The organism is Salinigranum halophilum (assembly GCF_007004735.1).
Classification (GTDB): domain Archaea; phylum Halobacteriota; class Halobacteria; order Halobacteriales; family Haloferacaceae; genus Salinigranum; species Salinigranum halophilum.
In genome coordinates this window covers 661082-676124 of the sequence record NZ_SSNL01000003.1, presented here as the reverse complement: position 1 = coordinate 676124, position 15043 = coordinate 661082, and the positions used below count along the sequence as shown (strand labels likewise).

At 68.8% G+C, this 15043-nt stretch carries 16 protein-coding genes; 9 read left to right on the top strand and 7 right to left on the bottom strand.

Annotated features, from left to right (window positions below; all coding sequences use genetic code 11):
* Positions 1 to 59 precede the first annotated feature (59 nt).
* Both hmgA and E6N53_RS20675 read left to right on the top strand, forming a co-directional pair.
* Positions 60 to 1307, top strand: coding sequence for a hydroxymethylglutaryl-CoA reductase (NADPH) (gene hmgA / locus E6N53_RS08020; RefSeq protein WP_142858257.1), 1248 nt, complete (start codon positions 60 to 62; stop codon positions 1305 to 1307).
* A 130-nt stretch (positions 1308 to 1437) separates the two neighbouring features.
* Entirely contained in the window at positions 1438 to 1593 is a 156-nt protein-coding gene (locus E6N53_RS20675) for a hypothetical protein (RefSeq protein WP_161596526.1), read from the top strand.
* A 17-nt stretch (positions 1594 to 1610) separates the two neighbouring features.
* Here the strand turns inward: E6N53_RS20675 and E6N53_RS08015 are convergent, their stop codons facing one another.
* Positions 1611 to 2129 carry a DUF5817 domain-containing protein gene (locus E6N53_RS08015; RefSeq protein ID WP_136589366.1) on the bottom strand — a complete coding sequence of 173 codons (519 nt, stop codon included), beginning with the start codon at positions 2127 to 2129 and terminating at the stop codon, positions 1611 to 1613.
* 52 nt (positions 2130 to 2181) lie between these two features.
* On the opposite strand from E6N53_RS08015, the gene E6N53_RS08010 reads away from it, so the two are divergent.
* The 3 genes from E6N53_RS08010 (at position 2182) to E6N53_RS08000 (ending at position 3693) form a co-directional block, all read left to right on the top strand.
* Positions 2182 to 2526 carry a cupin domain-containing protein gene (locus E6N53_RS08010; protein WP_136589367.1) on the top strand — a complete coding sequence of 115 codons (345 nt, stop codon included), beginning with the start codon at positions 2182 to 2184 and terminating at the stop codon, positions 2524 to 2526.
* Positions 2527 to 2698: 172 nt separating this feature from the next.
* Entirely contained in the window at positions 2699 to 3142 is a 444-nt protein-coding gene (locus E6N53_RS08005) for a DUF2238 domain-containing protein (protein ID WP_236642319.1), read from the top strand.
* A 152-nt stretch (positions 3143 to 3294) separates the two neighbouring features.
* Positions 3295 to 3693, top strand: a complete 399-nt coding sequence (locus E6N53_RS08000; protein WP_136589928.1) for a DUF2238 domain-containing protein — start codon at positions 3295 to 3297, stop codon at positions 3691 to 3693.
* 13 nt (positions 3694 to 3706) lie between these two features.
* Here E6N53_RS08000 and E6N53_RS07995 read toward each other — a convergent pair whose 3' ends face one another.
* On the bottom strand, positions 3707 to 4609 hold the full coding sequence (locus E6N53_RS07995) for an ADP-ribosylglycohydrolase family protein (RefSeq protein WP_142858255.1): 903 nt from the start codon (positions 4607 to 4609) through the stop codon (positions 3707 to 3709).
* Positions 4610 to 4715: 106 nt separating this feature from the next.
* Here E6N53_RS07995 and E6N53_RS07990 point away from each other — a divergent pair, with 106 nt between their 5' ends.
* Positions 4716 to 5135, top strand: a complete 420-nt coding sequence (locus tag E6N53_RS07990) for a VOC family protein (protein ID WP_142858253.1) — start codon at positions 4716 to 4718, stop codon at positions 5133 to 5135.
* 25 nt (positions 5136 to 5160) lie between these two features.
* Here the strand turns inward: E6N53_RS07990 and E6N53_RS07985 are convergent, their stop codons facing one another.
* On the bottom strand, positions 5161 to 5874 hold the full coding sequence (locus E6N53_RS07985; protein ID WP_136589370.1) for a sugar phosphate nucleotidyltransferase: 714 nt from the start codon (positions 5872 to 5874) through the stop codon (positions 5161 to 5163).
* A gap of 221 nt (positions 5875 to 6095) precedes the next feature.
* Positions 6096 to 7358 carry an isocitrate dehydrogenase (NADP(+)) gene (gene icd / locus E6N53_RS07980; protein WP_136589371.1) on the bottom strand — a complete coding sequence of 421 codons (1263 nt, stop codon included), beginning with the start codon at positions 7356 to 7358 and terminating at the stop codon, positions 6096 to 6098.
* Between the two features lie 143 nt (positions 7359 to 7501).
* Between icd and E6N53_RS07975 the strand changes: the two genes are divergently transcribed.
* The gene (locus E6N53_RS07975; RefSeq protein ID WP_142858251.1) at positions 7502 to 8410 is read left to right on the top strand and encodes an isoaspartyl peptidase/L-asparaginase; all 909 of its coding nucleotides are present in this window, start codon (positions 7502 to 7504) and stop codon (positions 8408 to 8410) included.
* A 21-nt stretch (positions 8411 to 8431) separates the two neighbouring features.
* Here the strand turns inward: E6N53_RS07975 and E6N53_RS07970 are convergent, their stop codons facing one another.
* Entirely contained in the window at positions 8432 to 9097 is a 666-nt protein-coding gene (locus tag E6N53_RS07970; protein ID WP_142858249.1) for a helix-turn-helix domain-containing protein, read from the bottom strand.
* Between the two features lie 108 nt (positions 9098 to 9205).
* On the opposite strand from E6N53_RS07970, the gene E6N53_RS07965 reads away from it, so the two are divergent.
* Positions 9206 to 10876, top strand: a complete 1671-nt coding sequence (locus E6N53_RS07965) for an NADH-quinone oxidoreductase subunit D-related protein (RefSeq protein WP_142858247.1) — start codon at positions 9206 to 9208, stop codon at positions 10874 to 10876.
* Between the two features lie 19 nt (positions 10877 to 10895).
* Here the strand turns inward: E6N53_RS07965 and ppk1 are convergent, their stop codons facing one another.
* Together ppk1 and E6N53_RS07955 are read right to left on the bottom strand one after the other, a co-directional pair.
* On the bottom strand, positions 10896 to 13175 hold the full coding sequence (gene ppk1 / locus E6N53_RS07960; protein ID WP_142858245.1) for a polyphosphate kinase 1: 2280 nt from the start codon (positions 13173 to 13175) through the stop codon (positions 10896 to 10898).
* Between the two features lie 32 nt (positions 13176 to 13207).
* Positions 13208 to 13903 carry a metallophosphoesterase family protein gene (locus tag E6N53_RS07955; RefSeq protein ID WP_136601047.1) on the bottom strand — a complete coding sequence of 232 codons (696 nt, stop codon included), beginning with the start codon at positions 13901 to 13903 and terminating at the stop codon, positions 13208 to 13210.
* A 248-nt stretch (positions 13904 to 14151) separates the two neighbouring features.
* On the opposite strand from E6N53_RS07955, the gene map reads away from it, so the two are divergent.
* Positions 14152 to 15042 (top strand): type II methionyl aminopeptidase, encoded by an 891-nt coding sequence (gene map / locus E6N53_RS07950; RefSeq protein WP_136589376.1) that lies wholly within the window; start codon positions 14152 to 14154, stop codon positions 15040 to 15042.
* Position 15043 lies beyond the last annotated feature (1 nt).

Below are 15043 nucleotides of genomic sequence, written 5' to 3'. Positions count from 1 at the left end.
AGGAGACGGCGTCGAGAGTGGACCGACAAGCGTTAGCCCCGCGAGGGAGACGTGGGCGTATGACCGACTCGAACACGGACACGAAGGGGGAGGCGGAGGCAGAGGCTGAAGCGCTCGCCGAACGCGTCCGCGCGGGCGACATCCGTTTTCACGCGCTCGAGGAGCACACCGACGCCGACACCGCGACGAGCGTCCGGCGACTCCTCGTCGAGGAGCAGTCGGGCGCGTCGCTCGACCACGTCGGTGCCTACTCGTTCGACGCGGCCGACGCCGACGCGAACATCGAGAACATGACGGGCACGGTTCAGATTCCCGCCGGCGTCGTCGGCCCCGTCTCCGTCGACGGCGGCGCCGCCGCCGGCGAGTATTACCTCCCGATGGCCACGACCGAGGGTGCACTGCTCGCCTCCGTCAACCGCGGCTGTTCCGTTATCGACCGCGCCGGGGGGGCCACTGCCCGCGTGACCGCGACGGGGATGACCCGCGCGCCCGTCTTCCGCGTCGAGTCGGTCGTCGAGGGTGAGGCGCTCGCGTCGTGGGTCCGCGACAACGGGTCGAAACTGAAAGAGGCCGCCGAGGAGACCACGAGCCACGGGGAGCTAGACGCGGTGAAGCCGTACGTCGTCGGCGACAACGTCTTCTTGCGGTTCAGATACGACACGAAGGACGCGATGGGAATGAACATGGCGACCATCGCCACACAGGCGGCGTGCGAGGTGGTCGAACGGGAGACGCCGGCCTCGCTCGTGGCCCTGTCGGGGAACCTCTGCACGGACAAGAAGCCCGCCGCAATCAACGCCGTCGAGGGGCGGGGCCGAAGCGTCACCGCGGACGTACTCATCCCGCGCGACGTCGTCGAAGCGCGCCTGCACACCACGCCCGAAGCGGTCGCGGAGATCAACACCCGGAAGAACCTCGTCGGCAGCGCGAAGGCCGGGTCGTTCGGCTTCAACGCCCACGTCGCCAACGTGGTCGCCGCGATGTTCCTCGCGACGGGACAGGACGCGGCGCAGGTCGTCGAAGGCGCGAACGCCATCACCACGGCCGAGGTCCGTGAGGAGGGACTCTACGCGTCGGTCTCACTCGCCTCACTCGAGGTCGGCACCGTCGGCGGCGGGACGAAGCTCCCGACGCAGGCGGAGGGCCTCGACGTGCTTGGGGTCCGCGGCGGCGGCGACCCGCCGGGAGCGAACGCCGACGCGCTCGCCGAGTGCATCGCGGTCGGTGCGCTCGCGGGCGAACTCTCCTTGCTGTCGGCGCTGGCGTCGAGACACCTCTCGTCGGCGCACGAGTCCCTCGGCCGGTAGCCGCCGAGACCGTTTCAGGTTCACTCCCACTTTCACTTCCACTTCCACCACGCGGCTGGCTCGCGCTTTTTCACCTCGCGCTCGATGGTCGTCACGCGCCCGTCGGCGAGCACCGGCGGGCGCGTCCACCATGCGCACAGATACGACAGACCCGACCCGCGCGAGCGACGCCACCGACGGGCGTGACGACTATCGAAGAGCGGTCCTGACACTCCGACTCGCGAAACTCGCCCTGGGCGTCCTCGTCTCGGCCCTGACGGCGCTTCGGTTGCTGGGAGTCGTCTGAGCCGTCGAAAGACGGAGTCAGAGCAGTCGGTAGCGACCGCGGCTCTCCGAGACCTCGCCGCGGCGCGTGAGCTTCTCCAGGAGGTCGCGGGCGGCCTCCGCGGGCACGCCGTTGTCGACCGCGTAGGCGACGACTCGGTCTTCGTCCGGGCGGTCGCCCTCGCGGATGGCGTCGCGGACCACCTGGTCACGGGTGCGCGACTGCTGCGTCTCCGTTCCCGCGGCCGCCACCTCGTCGGCGTCGAGCCCCGACCGCTCCAGATACTCCCGGTCGTCGACGACGGGTTCGTCCGTCTGTGCCTCCATCTGCGCGACGGAGTCGAGGCTCGAGAACGCCTCCGATGCGCCCTGTTTCTTCGCGAGCAACGCCGCTCGCGCCTGTCGGGCGGCGTCCCGGTCGTCGGACTCGAAGAAGCGTCGCAACGTTCGGGTCTGGTGGCGGCGGCCACAGCGAGGACACCGCGCCGTCTTCGACGACTCGGGGTCGGAGACCAGCCACAGCGCCGCACAGTCGGTACAGCCGACGACCGCGTACATACCCTCACTCTGCGGCCCCCACCCTTATATCGCTCGCCGTCGCGGGACTGCCATGGAGCGCGTTCCACTGTCCGCCGTCGAGGCCACCGAGGCCGTCGACGGTGTCCACCTCGCACAGCTCGCCGCCGGGACGGAGATGAGCGTCCAGCACTTCCGCATCGAGGCCGGCGCGACGGTCCCCGAGCACAGCCACCCGCACGAACAGACCGGCTACCTCACGGCCGGAACGCTCACCTTCCTCGTCGACGGCGAGGAACTCACCGTCTCGGCCGGCGACTCCTACGCGATTCCGGGCGGGGAGCCACACGCAGTGGAGAACCGTGGTGACACGACGGTGGAGGGCGTGGATATCTTCGCACCGCCCAGAGTGAACCCCGACTGGGACGGCGAAGACTAGGCCGCTGTGGACCGCCGGACACGTATTTACGTCCGGGTGAACGAGAGAGGAGTATGCGCAGACGTCCGGCGTGGGTCGGCGCGGCGAGCCCCTCCATTCGCGAGACGGCGCGGCGACAGCGCCGCCAGCGTCGGCGTCGACGACCGCGGTTCGCTCGTGTGGAGGGGGAGCGATGTCGCTGACGGACACCCGAGTCAGCGACATAGACGTCCGCTACCGTCGCCACCGCCGGGGGGCGTGGGCGGCGGCGCTCGCCTGGGGTGTCGGCGTCAGTGCCCTCCACTTCGCGGGTCTCGCGTACGGCATCTACACCGAACTGTGGTGGTGGGACCTCCTCACCCACTTCACGTCGGGCTTCGGCGTCGCCGCCCTGCTGTATCTCGCCTGGACCGAGGGGTTCCGCTCGCGGGTCGGCCTCTTCGTCGTCCTCCCGGTCTGTGTCCTCTGTATCGGGACGTGGTTCGAGGTGTACGAGCGGGTGTTCAAGGACTTCTGGTACGGCTGGTCCAACGCCTTCTACCTCGAAGACACCGCCGTCGACCTCGTCGTCGACACGCTCGGGGCGGTCACCTTCGGTGTCGTCCTCAGGCTGTACAGCCGCGTCCGGCGGTCGTGACGGGCCGTCGTCGCCAGTCGTGATAACCGGGGGCAAACGCTTTTTTGTCGCCTCTCCGAGGGGGAGGTATGCTTCCGCGCTCCGACGCGCTCGCCCGCTCGACACGCTGGGTCGAGGCGTTCAGTCGACGCCGAGCGCTTCGCCCCAAAGACGTGTACGCGGTCGGGGGGTTCGGCGTCGGCGTCACCGGTCTACACTTCGCCAGCATGGGACTGTTCCTCTACTCGAAGATCTGGTGGTGGGACGTGATGGTCCACGCCCTCTCGGGGCTGGGCGTGGCGGCCGTCCTCTACGTCTACCGCCCACAACTCGCCCGCGGCGCGTTCGCCGTCTTCGTCGTCTTACCCCTGCTGGTGCTCGCCATCGGGACGTGGTTCGAGGTCTACGAGAGACTGTTCACCGACTTCTGGGTCAACTGGAGCCGCGCGTTCTATCTCGAAGACACCGGCGTCGACCTCGTCGCCGACACCGCCGGTGCCGTCGTCTTCTCGCTCTTCCTCTGGGTCCGGAGCCGGGTGTGGGGCTACCCGGATGGCCCCCAGCGGCTCTGACTCGACGCCCGGGTCAGAGCGCGCCGAGGCGGGTCGCGAGCGAACGGAGTTCCGCACACTCGTCGAGTTCGTCCAGCCACCGCGCGGGGAGCGCGTCCGCGCCGAACCGCGCGCCGACGAGGGCTCCGGTGACCGCCCCGACCGTGTCAGCGTCACCGCCCATGTTGACCACGTCGACGAGGGCCGCCTCGGGCGACTCGGCGTGGAGTCCGTGCCAGAGCGCGGTCTGGAGCGTGTCGACGACGTAGCCCGTCGAGCAGAGGGTGTCGGGGTCGAGGGTGCCGGCGACGACCGGGCGAAGCGCCTCGTCGAGCGCGGGCGGGAGAGACACCCGGTCGAGCGCAGTAGCCAGCGGGTCGGCACCGTCGCGGCAGAGTCCGGCGACGGTGAGGTTCAACACGGCACAACCCGCGGTACAGCGCGGGTCCGCGTGGGTGATCCGCGAACTCGCCTCGCTCGCGTCGACCAGCCGCCCCTCGTCGGTCGCGAAGGCGACGGCGAGCGGCGCTGCCCGCATCACGCTCCCGTTGCCCGCGTTCGAGCCCTCCGGCGACTGCTCCCACACGTGCCGGCCGGCGACGTCCCACGACTCGCCGTCCCGAATCCGCGAGAGCGCGTTGGCCGTCATGTTCCCGACGTCGAACGGCCCCGAATCGTACCACGCGACGAAGCGGGCGGCGACGTCAGCCGGGTCGAACTCTCCCCGGTCCACGAGGCTCCGTGCGAGACACAGCGCCATGGCCGTGTCGTCGGTGACCGTCCCCGCGGGCTTGCTCCACGTCCCGTCTCCGAGCATCTCCGTCACCTCGCCGTACTGGGCGAGGATGCGGGCGGGCGTCTCGAACTCGACCGGTCGGCCGAGCGCGTCGCCACAGGCGAGGCCGACCAGCACCCCCGCTGCGCGGTCGTCTTGCATACCCGACATCTGACCCTATCGACCAAAAACGTACGTGATGCCGAACCCGGCGGGGTTTCGGGGTCCGGACCGAAACCGGTATCCGGCGACCCACCGGGCATCAACCATGCCGGAACTCACTGCCCACCACGTCGGCGTCACCGTCGCGAACCTCGACCGCGTCGTCGACTTCTACCGGGAGGTCCTCGGCCTCGACGTGCTCGCGCGCTTTTCAGTCGACGGCGAGGCGTTCGCGACGGGTGTCGGCGTCGACGGGGCGAGCGCCGAGTTCGCACACCTCGACGCCGGCGGCGCTCGAATCGAACTGGTCTCGTACGACCCCGAAGGGGACAACTGCGACGAGCAGGTCGTGAACCAGCCCGGCGCGGTCCACGTCGGGCTCTCGACGGCAGACCTCGACGCGTTCTACGAGTCGCTCCCCGACCACGTCGAGACGCAGAGCCCGCCCCAGCGGACGGCCAGCGGCACGAAGATCTGCTTCCTCCGCGACCCGGAGGGGAACCTCGTCGAAGTGCTGGAGCCCTGAGCGGGCCGCGTCGGACGGGCGCGTCTCACCCGTCTCGAAGCAGGGCCGCCGCGCGCCGCCTGTCGGCCTCGGTGTTCACGTTGACGCACCACCCGTCGAGGGGGACGGTTTCGACGCGACCACCCCGGGAGACGAGCCAGTCGACCGCGGCTGTGAGTTCGTACTCCCCGGTCGGGGCGGGGTCGATGGCGCGGCACGCCTCGAAGACCCGCGGTGAGAAGGCGAAGAAGCCCCGGGGAACCGTCGTCGACGGCGGCTCCGCGGGCTTCTCGACGAGGCCGGTCACCCGCCCGGCGTCGTCGAACGCGAGGACGCCCGTGTTCGCGGCGGCCTCCCGTGACACCCGGTCGACGAGCAGGGTCGCGTCCGCACGGCAGTCCCGATGTCTGTCGACGACGGCCGCGAGGTTCGCCCGGCAGACGTTGTCACCGTTCATCGACACGAAGTCACCGTCGACGTGGGGTTCGACCGTGCGGAGCGCGTCTGCGAGCCCCGTCCGTTCGTCCTGGCGGACGTAGGTGAGCGGGACGTCCGCGAAGCGGTCACCGTAGTGGGCGACGATGTCGTCCCCCCGGTAGCCCACGACGACGACGAGGCGCTCGACGCCGAGCGCGCGAAGCGTCTCGAAGCAGTGCGTCAAGAGTGGCCGGCCGGCCACCTCGACGAGGCCCTTCGGTTTCGAGGCTGTGCGCGGGCGCAGGCGGGTGCCTTCGCCGGCCGCGGGGACGACGCCGTACACACCGTCCAGTAGCGTGTCGCGTCGGTAAAACGTCGCGGCCGCGGCCCGGCCAGGCGTCACCGGTTCGCCCGCCCACGCCGACCACCGGGTGGACGCGAACGCACGCCGGCGGCGTCGCTGTCCGAGCGCGGCGCGGCATAAAGAACCGAGTGTGGTCGGCCGGGGTGCGTACGCGAGTTCTTCGACGATGTCAGGCTACGCCGGGCAGGCTCACGAATCGCTTACGCGAGTTCGTGAATCTTCTCGCAGACGGCGTCGGCGAACTCGCTGGTGGCGACCTTGGTGCCGCCTTCGATCTGGCGGTGGAGGTCGTAGGTGACGGTGCCGGCGGAGATAGTCTGCTCGACGGCGTCCTTGACGAGTTCCGCGGCGTCCTTCCAGCCCATGTACTCGAGCATGATGCGGCCCGAGAGAATCATCGCCGTCGGGTTGACCTTGTCCTCGCCCGCGTACTTGGGGGCGGAGCCGTGGACCGGCTCGGCGAGACAGAGGCCCTCGCCGAAGTTGCCACCGGGGGCGATGCCGAGACCGCCGATCTGCGCGCCGGCGGCGTCGGACATGTAGTCGCCGTTGAGGTTCATCGTGGCGATGACCTCGTAGTCACCCGTCCGGGTCAGCAGCTGCTGGAGCATGTTGTCCGCGATGCGGTCGTTGACGACGAGCGTGTCCTCGGGGGCCTCGCCGTCGTACTCCTCCCACAGCTGGTCCTCGGTGATGACGTGGTCGCCGTACTCCTCTTCTGCGACCTCGTAGCCCCAGTCGCGGAACGCGCCCTCGGTGAACTTCATGATGTTCCCCTTGTGGACGAGGGTGACGGAGTCGCGGTCGTTCTCGAGTGCGTAGTCGATGGCCTCGCGGATGAGGCGCTTCGAACCGAACTCGGAGATGGGCTTGATACCGATGCCGACCGGGCCGTCGTGGATGGTCGAATCGAAGCCCATCTCGTCTTCGACGAACTCGCGGACCTGCTCGACTTCGTCGGTCTCGGCCTCCCACTCGATGCCGGCGTAGACGTCCTCCGTGTTCTCACGGAAGGTGACCATGTCCATCTGGCCGGGGTTCTTCACGGGCGAGGGGACGCCGTCGAGGTGGTAGGTGGGGCGAACGTTGGCGTAGAGGTCGAGCTTCTGTCGGAGCGCGACGTTCAGCGAGCGGAAGCCGGCACCGACCGGCGTCGTGAGCGGCCCCTTGATGGCGACGCGGTGCTCGCGGATGGCCGTGACCGTGTCCTCGGGGAGGTTCTCGTCGTACTTCTCGCGGGCGGAGGCACCGGCGTACAGGCGCATCCACGCGATGGAACGGCCCGTCGCCTCGGCGGCGGCGTCGAGCACCTGCTGGGCCGCCGGCCCGACGTCCGTCCCGATGCCGTCGCCGTGGATGATCGGGATGATGGGGTTGTCCGGTACGTCGAGTTCTCCGGTCTCCTCGTCGGCGAGCGTGATGGCCTCGCCGTCTTCGGGGACCTCGACCTTGTCGTAGCTCATGAACAATCACGGATTTCCGTAGCTCACTAAAATGCCTGCCGTTCTCCGTCCGGGAGCTGACACCGAGCGACCAGGACGGTCGGTGCGGCCGTCCGTGGCCAGCGAGAGCCAGTGTTTAGTCGTCGCCGCGAGAGCACCGGCGCATGCACGTCATCGTTCACGGCGGGGCTGGCAGCGCGCCGGCCGCGCCGACGGCGAGACAGGGCGTCCTCGACGACGCAGCCGCTGCCGGGGCCGCGACGTCGACACCGCTGGCCGCGGTCGAATCCGCGGTTCGAGTGCTCGAACACGACGAGCGGTTCAACGCCGGCCGCGGAGGCGCCGTCCAGGCCGACGGCACGGTACGCGTCGACGCCGGCGTGATGACCTCGACGCGAGCGGTCGGTGCCGTCGCCTCGCTCACCGGTGTCGAACATCCCGTCACGGTCGCCCGTGCCGTCTGCGAGGAGACACCGCACGTCCTGCTCGCTGGCGACGGCGGGGTGGCGTTCGCCGAGCACGTCGGCGTCGAGACCGACGTCGACCTCTTCACGGCGGCGACCCGCGAGCGGTTCGCGGCCGCTGACCCCCCGTCTGAGCCGAGCGCACAGGTCGCGTGGGTCCGCGACCACTTCGGCGACGACACGGGCGGGGCAGACCCCACCGTCGGAGACGGCGACGGCGACGGAACCAGGGGAACGGACCACGACACTGTCGGGGCCGTCGCGGGCGACGGCGACCGGTTCGCGGCGGCGACCTCCACGGGCGGCCGGTGGTTCGCGCTCGCCGGGCGCGTCGGCGACGTCCCACAGGCCGGGTCCGGCTTCTACTGCACGCCCGCCGGCGGCGCTTCGGCGACGGGGGCGGGCGAGGACATCACCCGCGCGACGCTGGCGCGGCGAGCGGTCGACGGTCTGGAAGCCGGGGAAGACCCACAGGCGGCCGCCGAGGCGGCACTCGAACGGTTCGCGGCGGAGACCGAGTCGACGGCGGGGCTCATCGTGCTCTCGGCTGACGGCGTCGGGAGCGCCTACAACAGCGAGGCGATGCAGACCGCTGTCGCCCGGCGGTGACTCCCGTCACGCTGGCCCGCCTCACAGCCGCCGGTCGACGACCCGCGACATGATTTCGGCCTCCGCCTTCCGGAGGTGTTCTGCCGCCGTCGCCGTCGAACAGCCGAGCTCCTCGGCGACGGCCGCGACAGAGCCCGCTCGTCGCGCCCCGTAGTAGCCGACGTCTACTGCGACGCGGACGGCCGCACGCTGTCGGTCCGTGAGCCGAAGGAGCGAGTCGACCGCGCCGGCGTCGTACGGGCGAACCGAGAGGACGTCGACCGCGACGTCGTCCGGTGTCTCCGAGACGGCCGCCTGGACCGCCTCGGCCGTTCCGACGAGCGTGAACAGCATCGAGCGGTCGGCGCGGTACGTCACGGGCGGAACGATCACCAGACTGTCGCCGCGGTACGTTCCCAGGAGCCGCTGGTCGGCGTCTCGCAGGTCGTCTCGGACGTAGACGTAGAAGGACTCGTCGCCTCGGACGGCCACCTGGTGGGCCGCGACCGACTCGACCTCGGCGAGCGCGGCGGCGTACGCGTCGGGGGCCGTCCCGTTGACGTGGAAGATCATCGACACCGTCCCGTCGCCCCCGACGTTCCAGTGGAGCAAGCGACTCCGGGAGAACTCCTCACGCCGGCAGACGAAGGCGTGCATCGGATGGATCGTCGCCTCGTCGAGTTCGAGGCGAAGCCGGAGCGTCTTCATGCTCCCGAGGTGCGGCGGAGAGTATATAAATGACCTCACGCGTGTGGCAGAACGCCCACGCTCGAGACGGGCGAACGGGGAGACGCCCTCGACGGCGTTTCCCCGACCATGTCGCACGCATCCACCTCCTCGTCCCTCGACCGCCGAACAGCCGACTCGACCCCGCTCGATGACGCTGCGTCGCTCGTCGACGACCACGTCATCAGGCGCGACGACCACCTGAACGCGCCCGGCTTCGAGATTCGCCCCGACGCCGTCCAGGACGTCCTCTCGACGCTCAAGCAGGAGGCCGGCTTCGACCACCTCTCGTGTGTCACCGCACAGGAGTACGAGGACCGCTACGAGTCCATCTACCACCTCACCTCCTACGACGACCGCACGCGGGAGGCGAGCGTCGTCGTCCCCACCGCCAAGGACGCCCCCAAGAGCCAGACGGCCGAACCGGTGTTCCGGACCGCCGACTGGCACGAGCGCGAAGCGTACGACCTGGTCGGTATCGAGTACGAGGGTCACCCCGACCTCCGACGCATCCTCCTCCCCGAGACGTGGCAGGGTCACCCCCTCGGCCTCGACTACGACCAAAATCGTCCGCAGATCGTCCCCTACACCGAGAACCGCAACCCCATCGAGGCCGACGCGGAGGCGGACGACGGCGAGACGATGCTCATCAACGTCGGTCCCCACCACCCGGCGACCCACGGCGTCCTCCACGTCGAGGCGACGCTCAGTGGCGAGCAGGTGGTCGACCTCGAACCCGACCTCGGCTACATCCACCGCTGTGAGGAGCAACTGTGCCAGCAGGGGACCTACCGCTATCAGATCATGCCGTACCCCGACCGCTGGGACTGGAGCGGGGCCGGCCTCCTGAACGAGTGGGCGTACGCGCGAGTGGCCGAAGACATGGCCGACATCGAGGTGCCCGACTACGCGCAGGTCGTCCGGACGATGAGCGCCGAACTCTCCCGGGTCCTCTCGCATCTCCTCGCGGTCGGGACCTACGCGCTGGACATCGTCGGCGAGTTCACGGCGACGTTCATGTACGCGATTCGCGACCGCGAGAAGGTCCAGAGCGTCCTCGAGGACCTCACTGGTCAACGGCTGATGTTCAACTACTTCCGGTTAGGGGGAGTGGTCTGGGACCTCCCCGAGCCCCGCGAGGACTTCTTCGAGGAGGTTCGGGACCTCACAGACCACCTCGCCACGGCACTCTCGGAGTACCACGACCTGCTGACGGCGAACGAACTCATGCAGCTACGGACGCTCGACACCGGGGTCTTGCCGCCGAAGGTCGCCAAGTCCTACGGCGCGACCGGGCCGGTCGCCCGCGGGTCGGGCATCGACTACGACCTCCGTCGGGACGACCCCTACGGCTACTACGCCGACCTCGACTGGGACGTCGTCACCGAGGACGGCTGCGACAACTTCTCGCGCCTGCTGGTCCGTCTGCGCGAGATAGAGGAGTCGGCGAAGATCATCGAACAGTGCGTCGACCTGCTCGAGGACTGGCCCGAGTCCGAACGGGAGATTCAGGCGAACGTGCCCCGGACCATCCGCCCGGACGACGACACGGAACTCTACCGGGCGGTCGAGGGGGCGAAGGGCGAACTCGGCATCTACCTGCGCGCCGACGGGACGGACACGCCGGCGCGGTTCAAGATTCGCGGTCCCTCCTTCTCGAACCTGCAGGCACTGCCCGAGATGGCGGAGGGTGAGTACGTGGCGGATATGATCGCGTCGCTGGGGAGTCTGGATACGATTATGGGCGAAGTCGACCGCTGACGGTTCGACGCGCGTCGACTCAACTGTCGTCGGTGAACACGTCCGTGAAGTCGACGCTGGACTCGCGTTTCGCGCCCCCGTGTGCCTGGATGACGGACGTGGGATGTTCGTCGGGGACCGCCGCCCGGGCGCGCTCCATCAGCCGCTGGTGGCTGCTGCGAACCGGCTCTCCCTCGGCCGGGCGGACCTGTTCGTAGCTCCCGTCGGCGGCCATGGCCCACCGCTTGCGGTTGTCCTCGCGGGCCGCGTCGAGGACGAACTGCAGTTCCTCGCGGAGGTCGGGGTCCTCGACGGGGGTGACAGCCTCGACACGCCGGTCGAGGTTGCGCGTCATCCAGTCCGCCGAGCCGATGTAGTACTCGGGGTCGCCGTCGTTCGCGAAGTAGAAGACCCGCGAGTGTTCGAGGAACCGACCCACGATGGAGGAGACGTCGATCGTCTCGCTCACGCCCGCGAGGCCGGGGCGGAGCCGACAGATACCGCGGACGACGAGGTCGATGTCGACGCCGGCCATCGACGCACGGTAGAGTTCTTCGACCATCTCGGGGTCCTCCAGCGAGTTCATCTTCACGACGACCTTCGCCTCTTTCCCCTGGCGGGCGTGGTCGGCCTCGCGGCGGACGAGTCGGGTGAACTCCCGACGCATGTTCTCGGGCGCGACGAGCAGTTTGCGGTACGACTCGTGCAGCGAGTGGCCGGTGAAGAAGTTGAACAGCTTCACCAGGTCCTGGCCGATGTCGCGGTCCGTCGTGAGCAGGCCCAGATCGGTGTAGGTCTTGGCCGTCTCGGAGTGGTAGTTGCCGGTGGCGACGTGCGAGTACAACTGGACGCCGTCGTCTTCCTCGCGCACGACGAGCGCCGTCTTCGAGTGCGTCTTCAGCCCGATGGTGCCGTAGGCGACGTGGATACCCTCCTCTTCGAGTCGTTTGACCCACCGGAGGTTGTTCTCCTCGTCGAACCGCGCTTTGAGTTCGACCATCACCGCCACCTGCTTGCCGTTCTTCGCCGCCTCGATGAGGCTCTCGATGACCTTCGAGTCCGACGCGGTGCGGTAGATGGCCGCCTTGATGGCGAGGACGTCGGGGTCCGAGGCGGCAGCGTCGAGGAACGACTGGACCGTCGTCGAGAAGGAGTGGTACGGGTGATGGACGAGGACGTCCTTCTCGCGTATCTCGGCGAACAGTTCGTCGGGGTCCTCGGGGTCGACGCCGGCGAAGCGCGGGTGGACCTGTGGCGACCACGGTTCGAGCGTCAACTCGGAGCGTCCGAGGTCGGCGAGCGAGAAGAGGGCGGTGTAGTCGAGGAGGCCGTCGAGCGTGAACACCTCGCGCTCGGAGACGCCGAGCTGTTCGACGAGGAGGTCACGCACCCGGTCGGGGGTGTCGGCGGAGACCTCCAGCCGGACCACCGTCGCGAACCGCCGCTGACGGAGGACGTCCTCGATCATGTCTATTAGCCCCTCGGCGACCTCCTCGTTCCGTCGCACCTCGGCGTTGCGCGTCACCCGGAACAGCGAGGTGTCGACGACCTCCACGTTGGGGAAGAGCCGGTCGAGGTTCGCCTCAATGACGTGTTCGAGCCGGACGTACCGAGCGTCGTCCCCGAGGGGGACGAGTCGGGGACGGTTCCGGGGAATCTTCACCCGCGAGAACTTCACGTCCGAGCCGTCGCTCGTGAGCACCGCCAGCGACAACGAGAGGTTCGAGATGAACGGGAACGGGTGGGCGGGGTCGAAGGTCAAGGGCGTGAGCGTGGGGAGGACCGACTGCTCGAAGTAGTCCGCGAGGTCGGCTTGTTCCCCCGCCGAGAGGTCGTCCCAGTCGACGATGCGGACGCCCTCGGCGGCGAGCGCCGCCCTGACGTCGGCGTAGCAGTCGGCCTGCCGCGAGAAGAGCGCGCGCGACGCCTCGAGGATGGCGTCCCACTGTTCGTCGGGGGTTCGGCCGTCCGGCGTCAGCTCCGTGACGCCGGCGTCCATCTGCTGTTTCAGGCCGCCGACCCGTTTCATGAAGAACTCGTCCATGTTGCGCGTGACGATGGCGAGGAACTTCGCGCGCTCTACGAGGGGGTTCCGCTCGTCGAGCGCCTCGTGGAGGACGCGGCGCTGGAAGGCGAGTTCGGAGAGTTCGCGGTTGAGATACAGCGACGGGTCGTCGAGGTCGACCGCGCCCGGGTCGTCGAGGTCAACTGCGACGTGGGTGTCGACCGCCGTGCCGGTCCCGGTGTCGGTGTCGGTGCCCGTGCCGACGTCGCCGTCGTCCGACGTCGTGGGGTCGTCGGACACCTCTTCCTGTGACATCGTCGGTCATTACGCCGCCGGACGTCTTGAGTTCACGGGGAGGCCTGCAGCTGGGGGGCGACGAACTTCGACGCGGGCCGGTGTTCGACCGTCCGGTCGGTCCCCAGTTCGAGGACCTCCTCGTCGTACCAGCTGTACGCCGTCAGTGACCCGCCGTAGACACAGCCCGTGTCGAGCCCGACGGCGTGCTCGCGGACGACGGGAGCCGAGAGGGGGGTGTGGCCGAAGAACACCGTCTGTGGACCGTCGTGTGTCTCCCACCAGAAGGGCCGCTCGTAGCCGCTCGACAGCGACCGCATCTCCAGGAGTTCGTCGACGTCGTGGTCGTCCAGCGGCTTGCGCGGGTCGACGCCGCCGTGGACGACGAGGGCGTCCTCGAAGGAGATGGCGACGGGGAGCGAGCGGATCCACGCGAGGTCGTCGTGGGTGAGTTCGGGCAGTTCTTTCGTCCCCCGGAGGAGCTTCTCCTCGTTGTTGCCGCGGATGGTGACCATGTTGTCGTGCTCGCGAACGAAGTCGACGACACCCTTGCTGTCGGGGCCCTTCCGGACGAGGTCGCCGACGAACACGAACAGGTCCCGGTCCGACGGACCGATGCGGTCGACGAGCGTCCGGAGTTCGCGGAGACAGCCGTGGACGTCGCCGACGACGTAGACGTCATCCCACTCGTCCGCGTCGATTCGAGTGTGCTGGGCCTCGACGCTATGGTTGAACACGGGGACGGTCATAAGTAGATGTCTTGTAGATGCCTGGGCCGAACGCATCTAAAGGATTGCTAAGTTAACTATATAGATAAACGATGCCACGGTGACGCCTCACGTGGTCTCGAGTCGGGACGCATCCGAGGCGGGCGACCGTGACCGTCGCACGGCTGACCGAGGAGTCGCGCGAAAGGGTGAGCGTTCGGGCTGCGACGCTCGGTCGTCGCGCCGGGTGGCCCGCAACCTCTTTCCGCTCCTCTCTCAAAGCGGAGGCTATGAGCATCGGACCCCTCGACGACGACACGGTCGAGAAGTACCGCGAGGCAGGCCAGGTGTTGAAGACGGTGATGGACGAGACACGCGAACTGGTCGAACCCGGGGTGACCCATCTCGAAGTAGCCGAACACGCCGAGTCTCGCATCGACGAACTCGCCGACGGCTGTGCCTTTCCGGTGAACATCTCGGTCGACGAGGAGGCCTCGCACTCGACGCCCGCCCGCGACGACGAGACCACCTTCGGCGAGGACCTCGTCTGTCTCGACCTCGGCGTGCACGTCGACGGCTACATCGCCGACGCGGCCGTCACGGTAGACCTCGCGGGGGAGGACCAGTTGACGGAGGCCGCAGAGCAGGCACTCGACGCCGCCCTCGACGAGATCGGCCCGGGCGTGGAGACGGGCGTCGTGGGGCAGGCCATCGAGGACGTCATCCGCGGGTACGGCTTCACACCCGTCCTCAACCTCTCGGGCCACGGCGTCGCCCAGTACGACGCCCACACCGGGCCCAACATCCCCAACCGGGGGACCGAGCGCGGCGTCGAACTCGAAGTCGGTGACGTCGTCGCCGTCGAGCCGTTCGCGACCGACGGGCGCGGAAAGGTCGGCGAGGGGTCGAAAGAGGAGATATACAGCCTCGAACGCGAGCGGTCGGTCCGCAACCGCCAGGCCCGCGAGGTGCTCGAACACGTCACCGAACACTACCGGACGCTGCCCTTCGCGGCACGGTGGGTCGACACCCCCCGGGCTGAGATGGCCATCTCCCGGCTATCGAGACAGGGCGTCCTCCACGGCTACCCGGTGCTGAAAGAAGAGGAGGGTCGGATGGTGAGCCAGGCGGAGCACACGGTCATCGTCACCGAAGACGGCTGTGAGATTACGACCGCCTGAG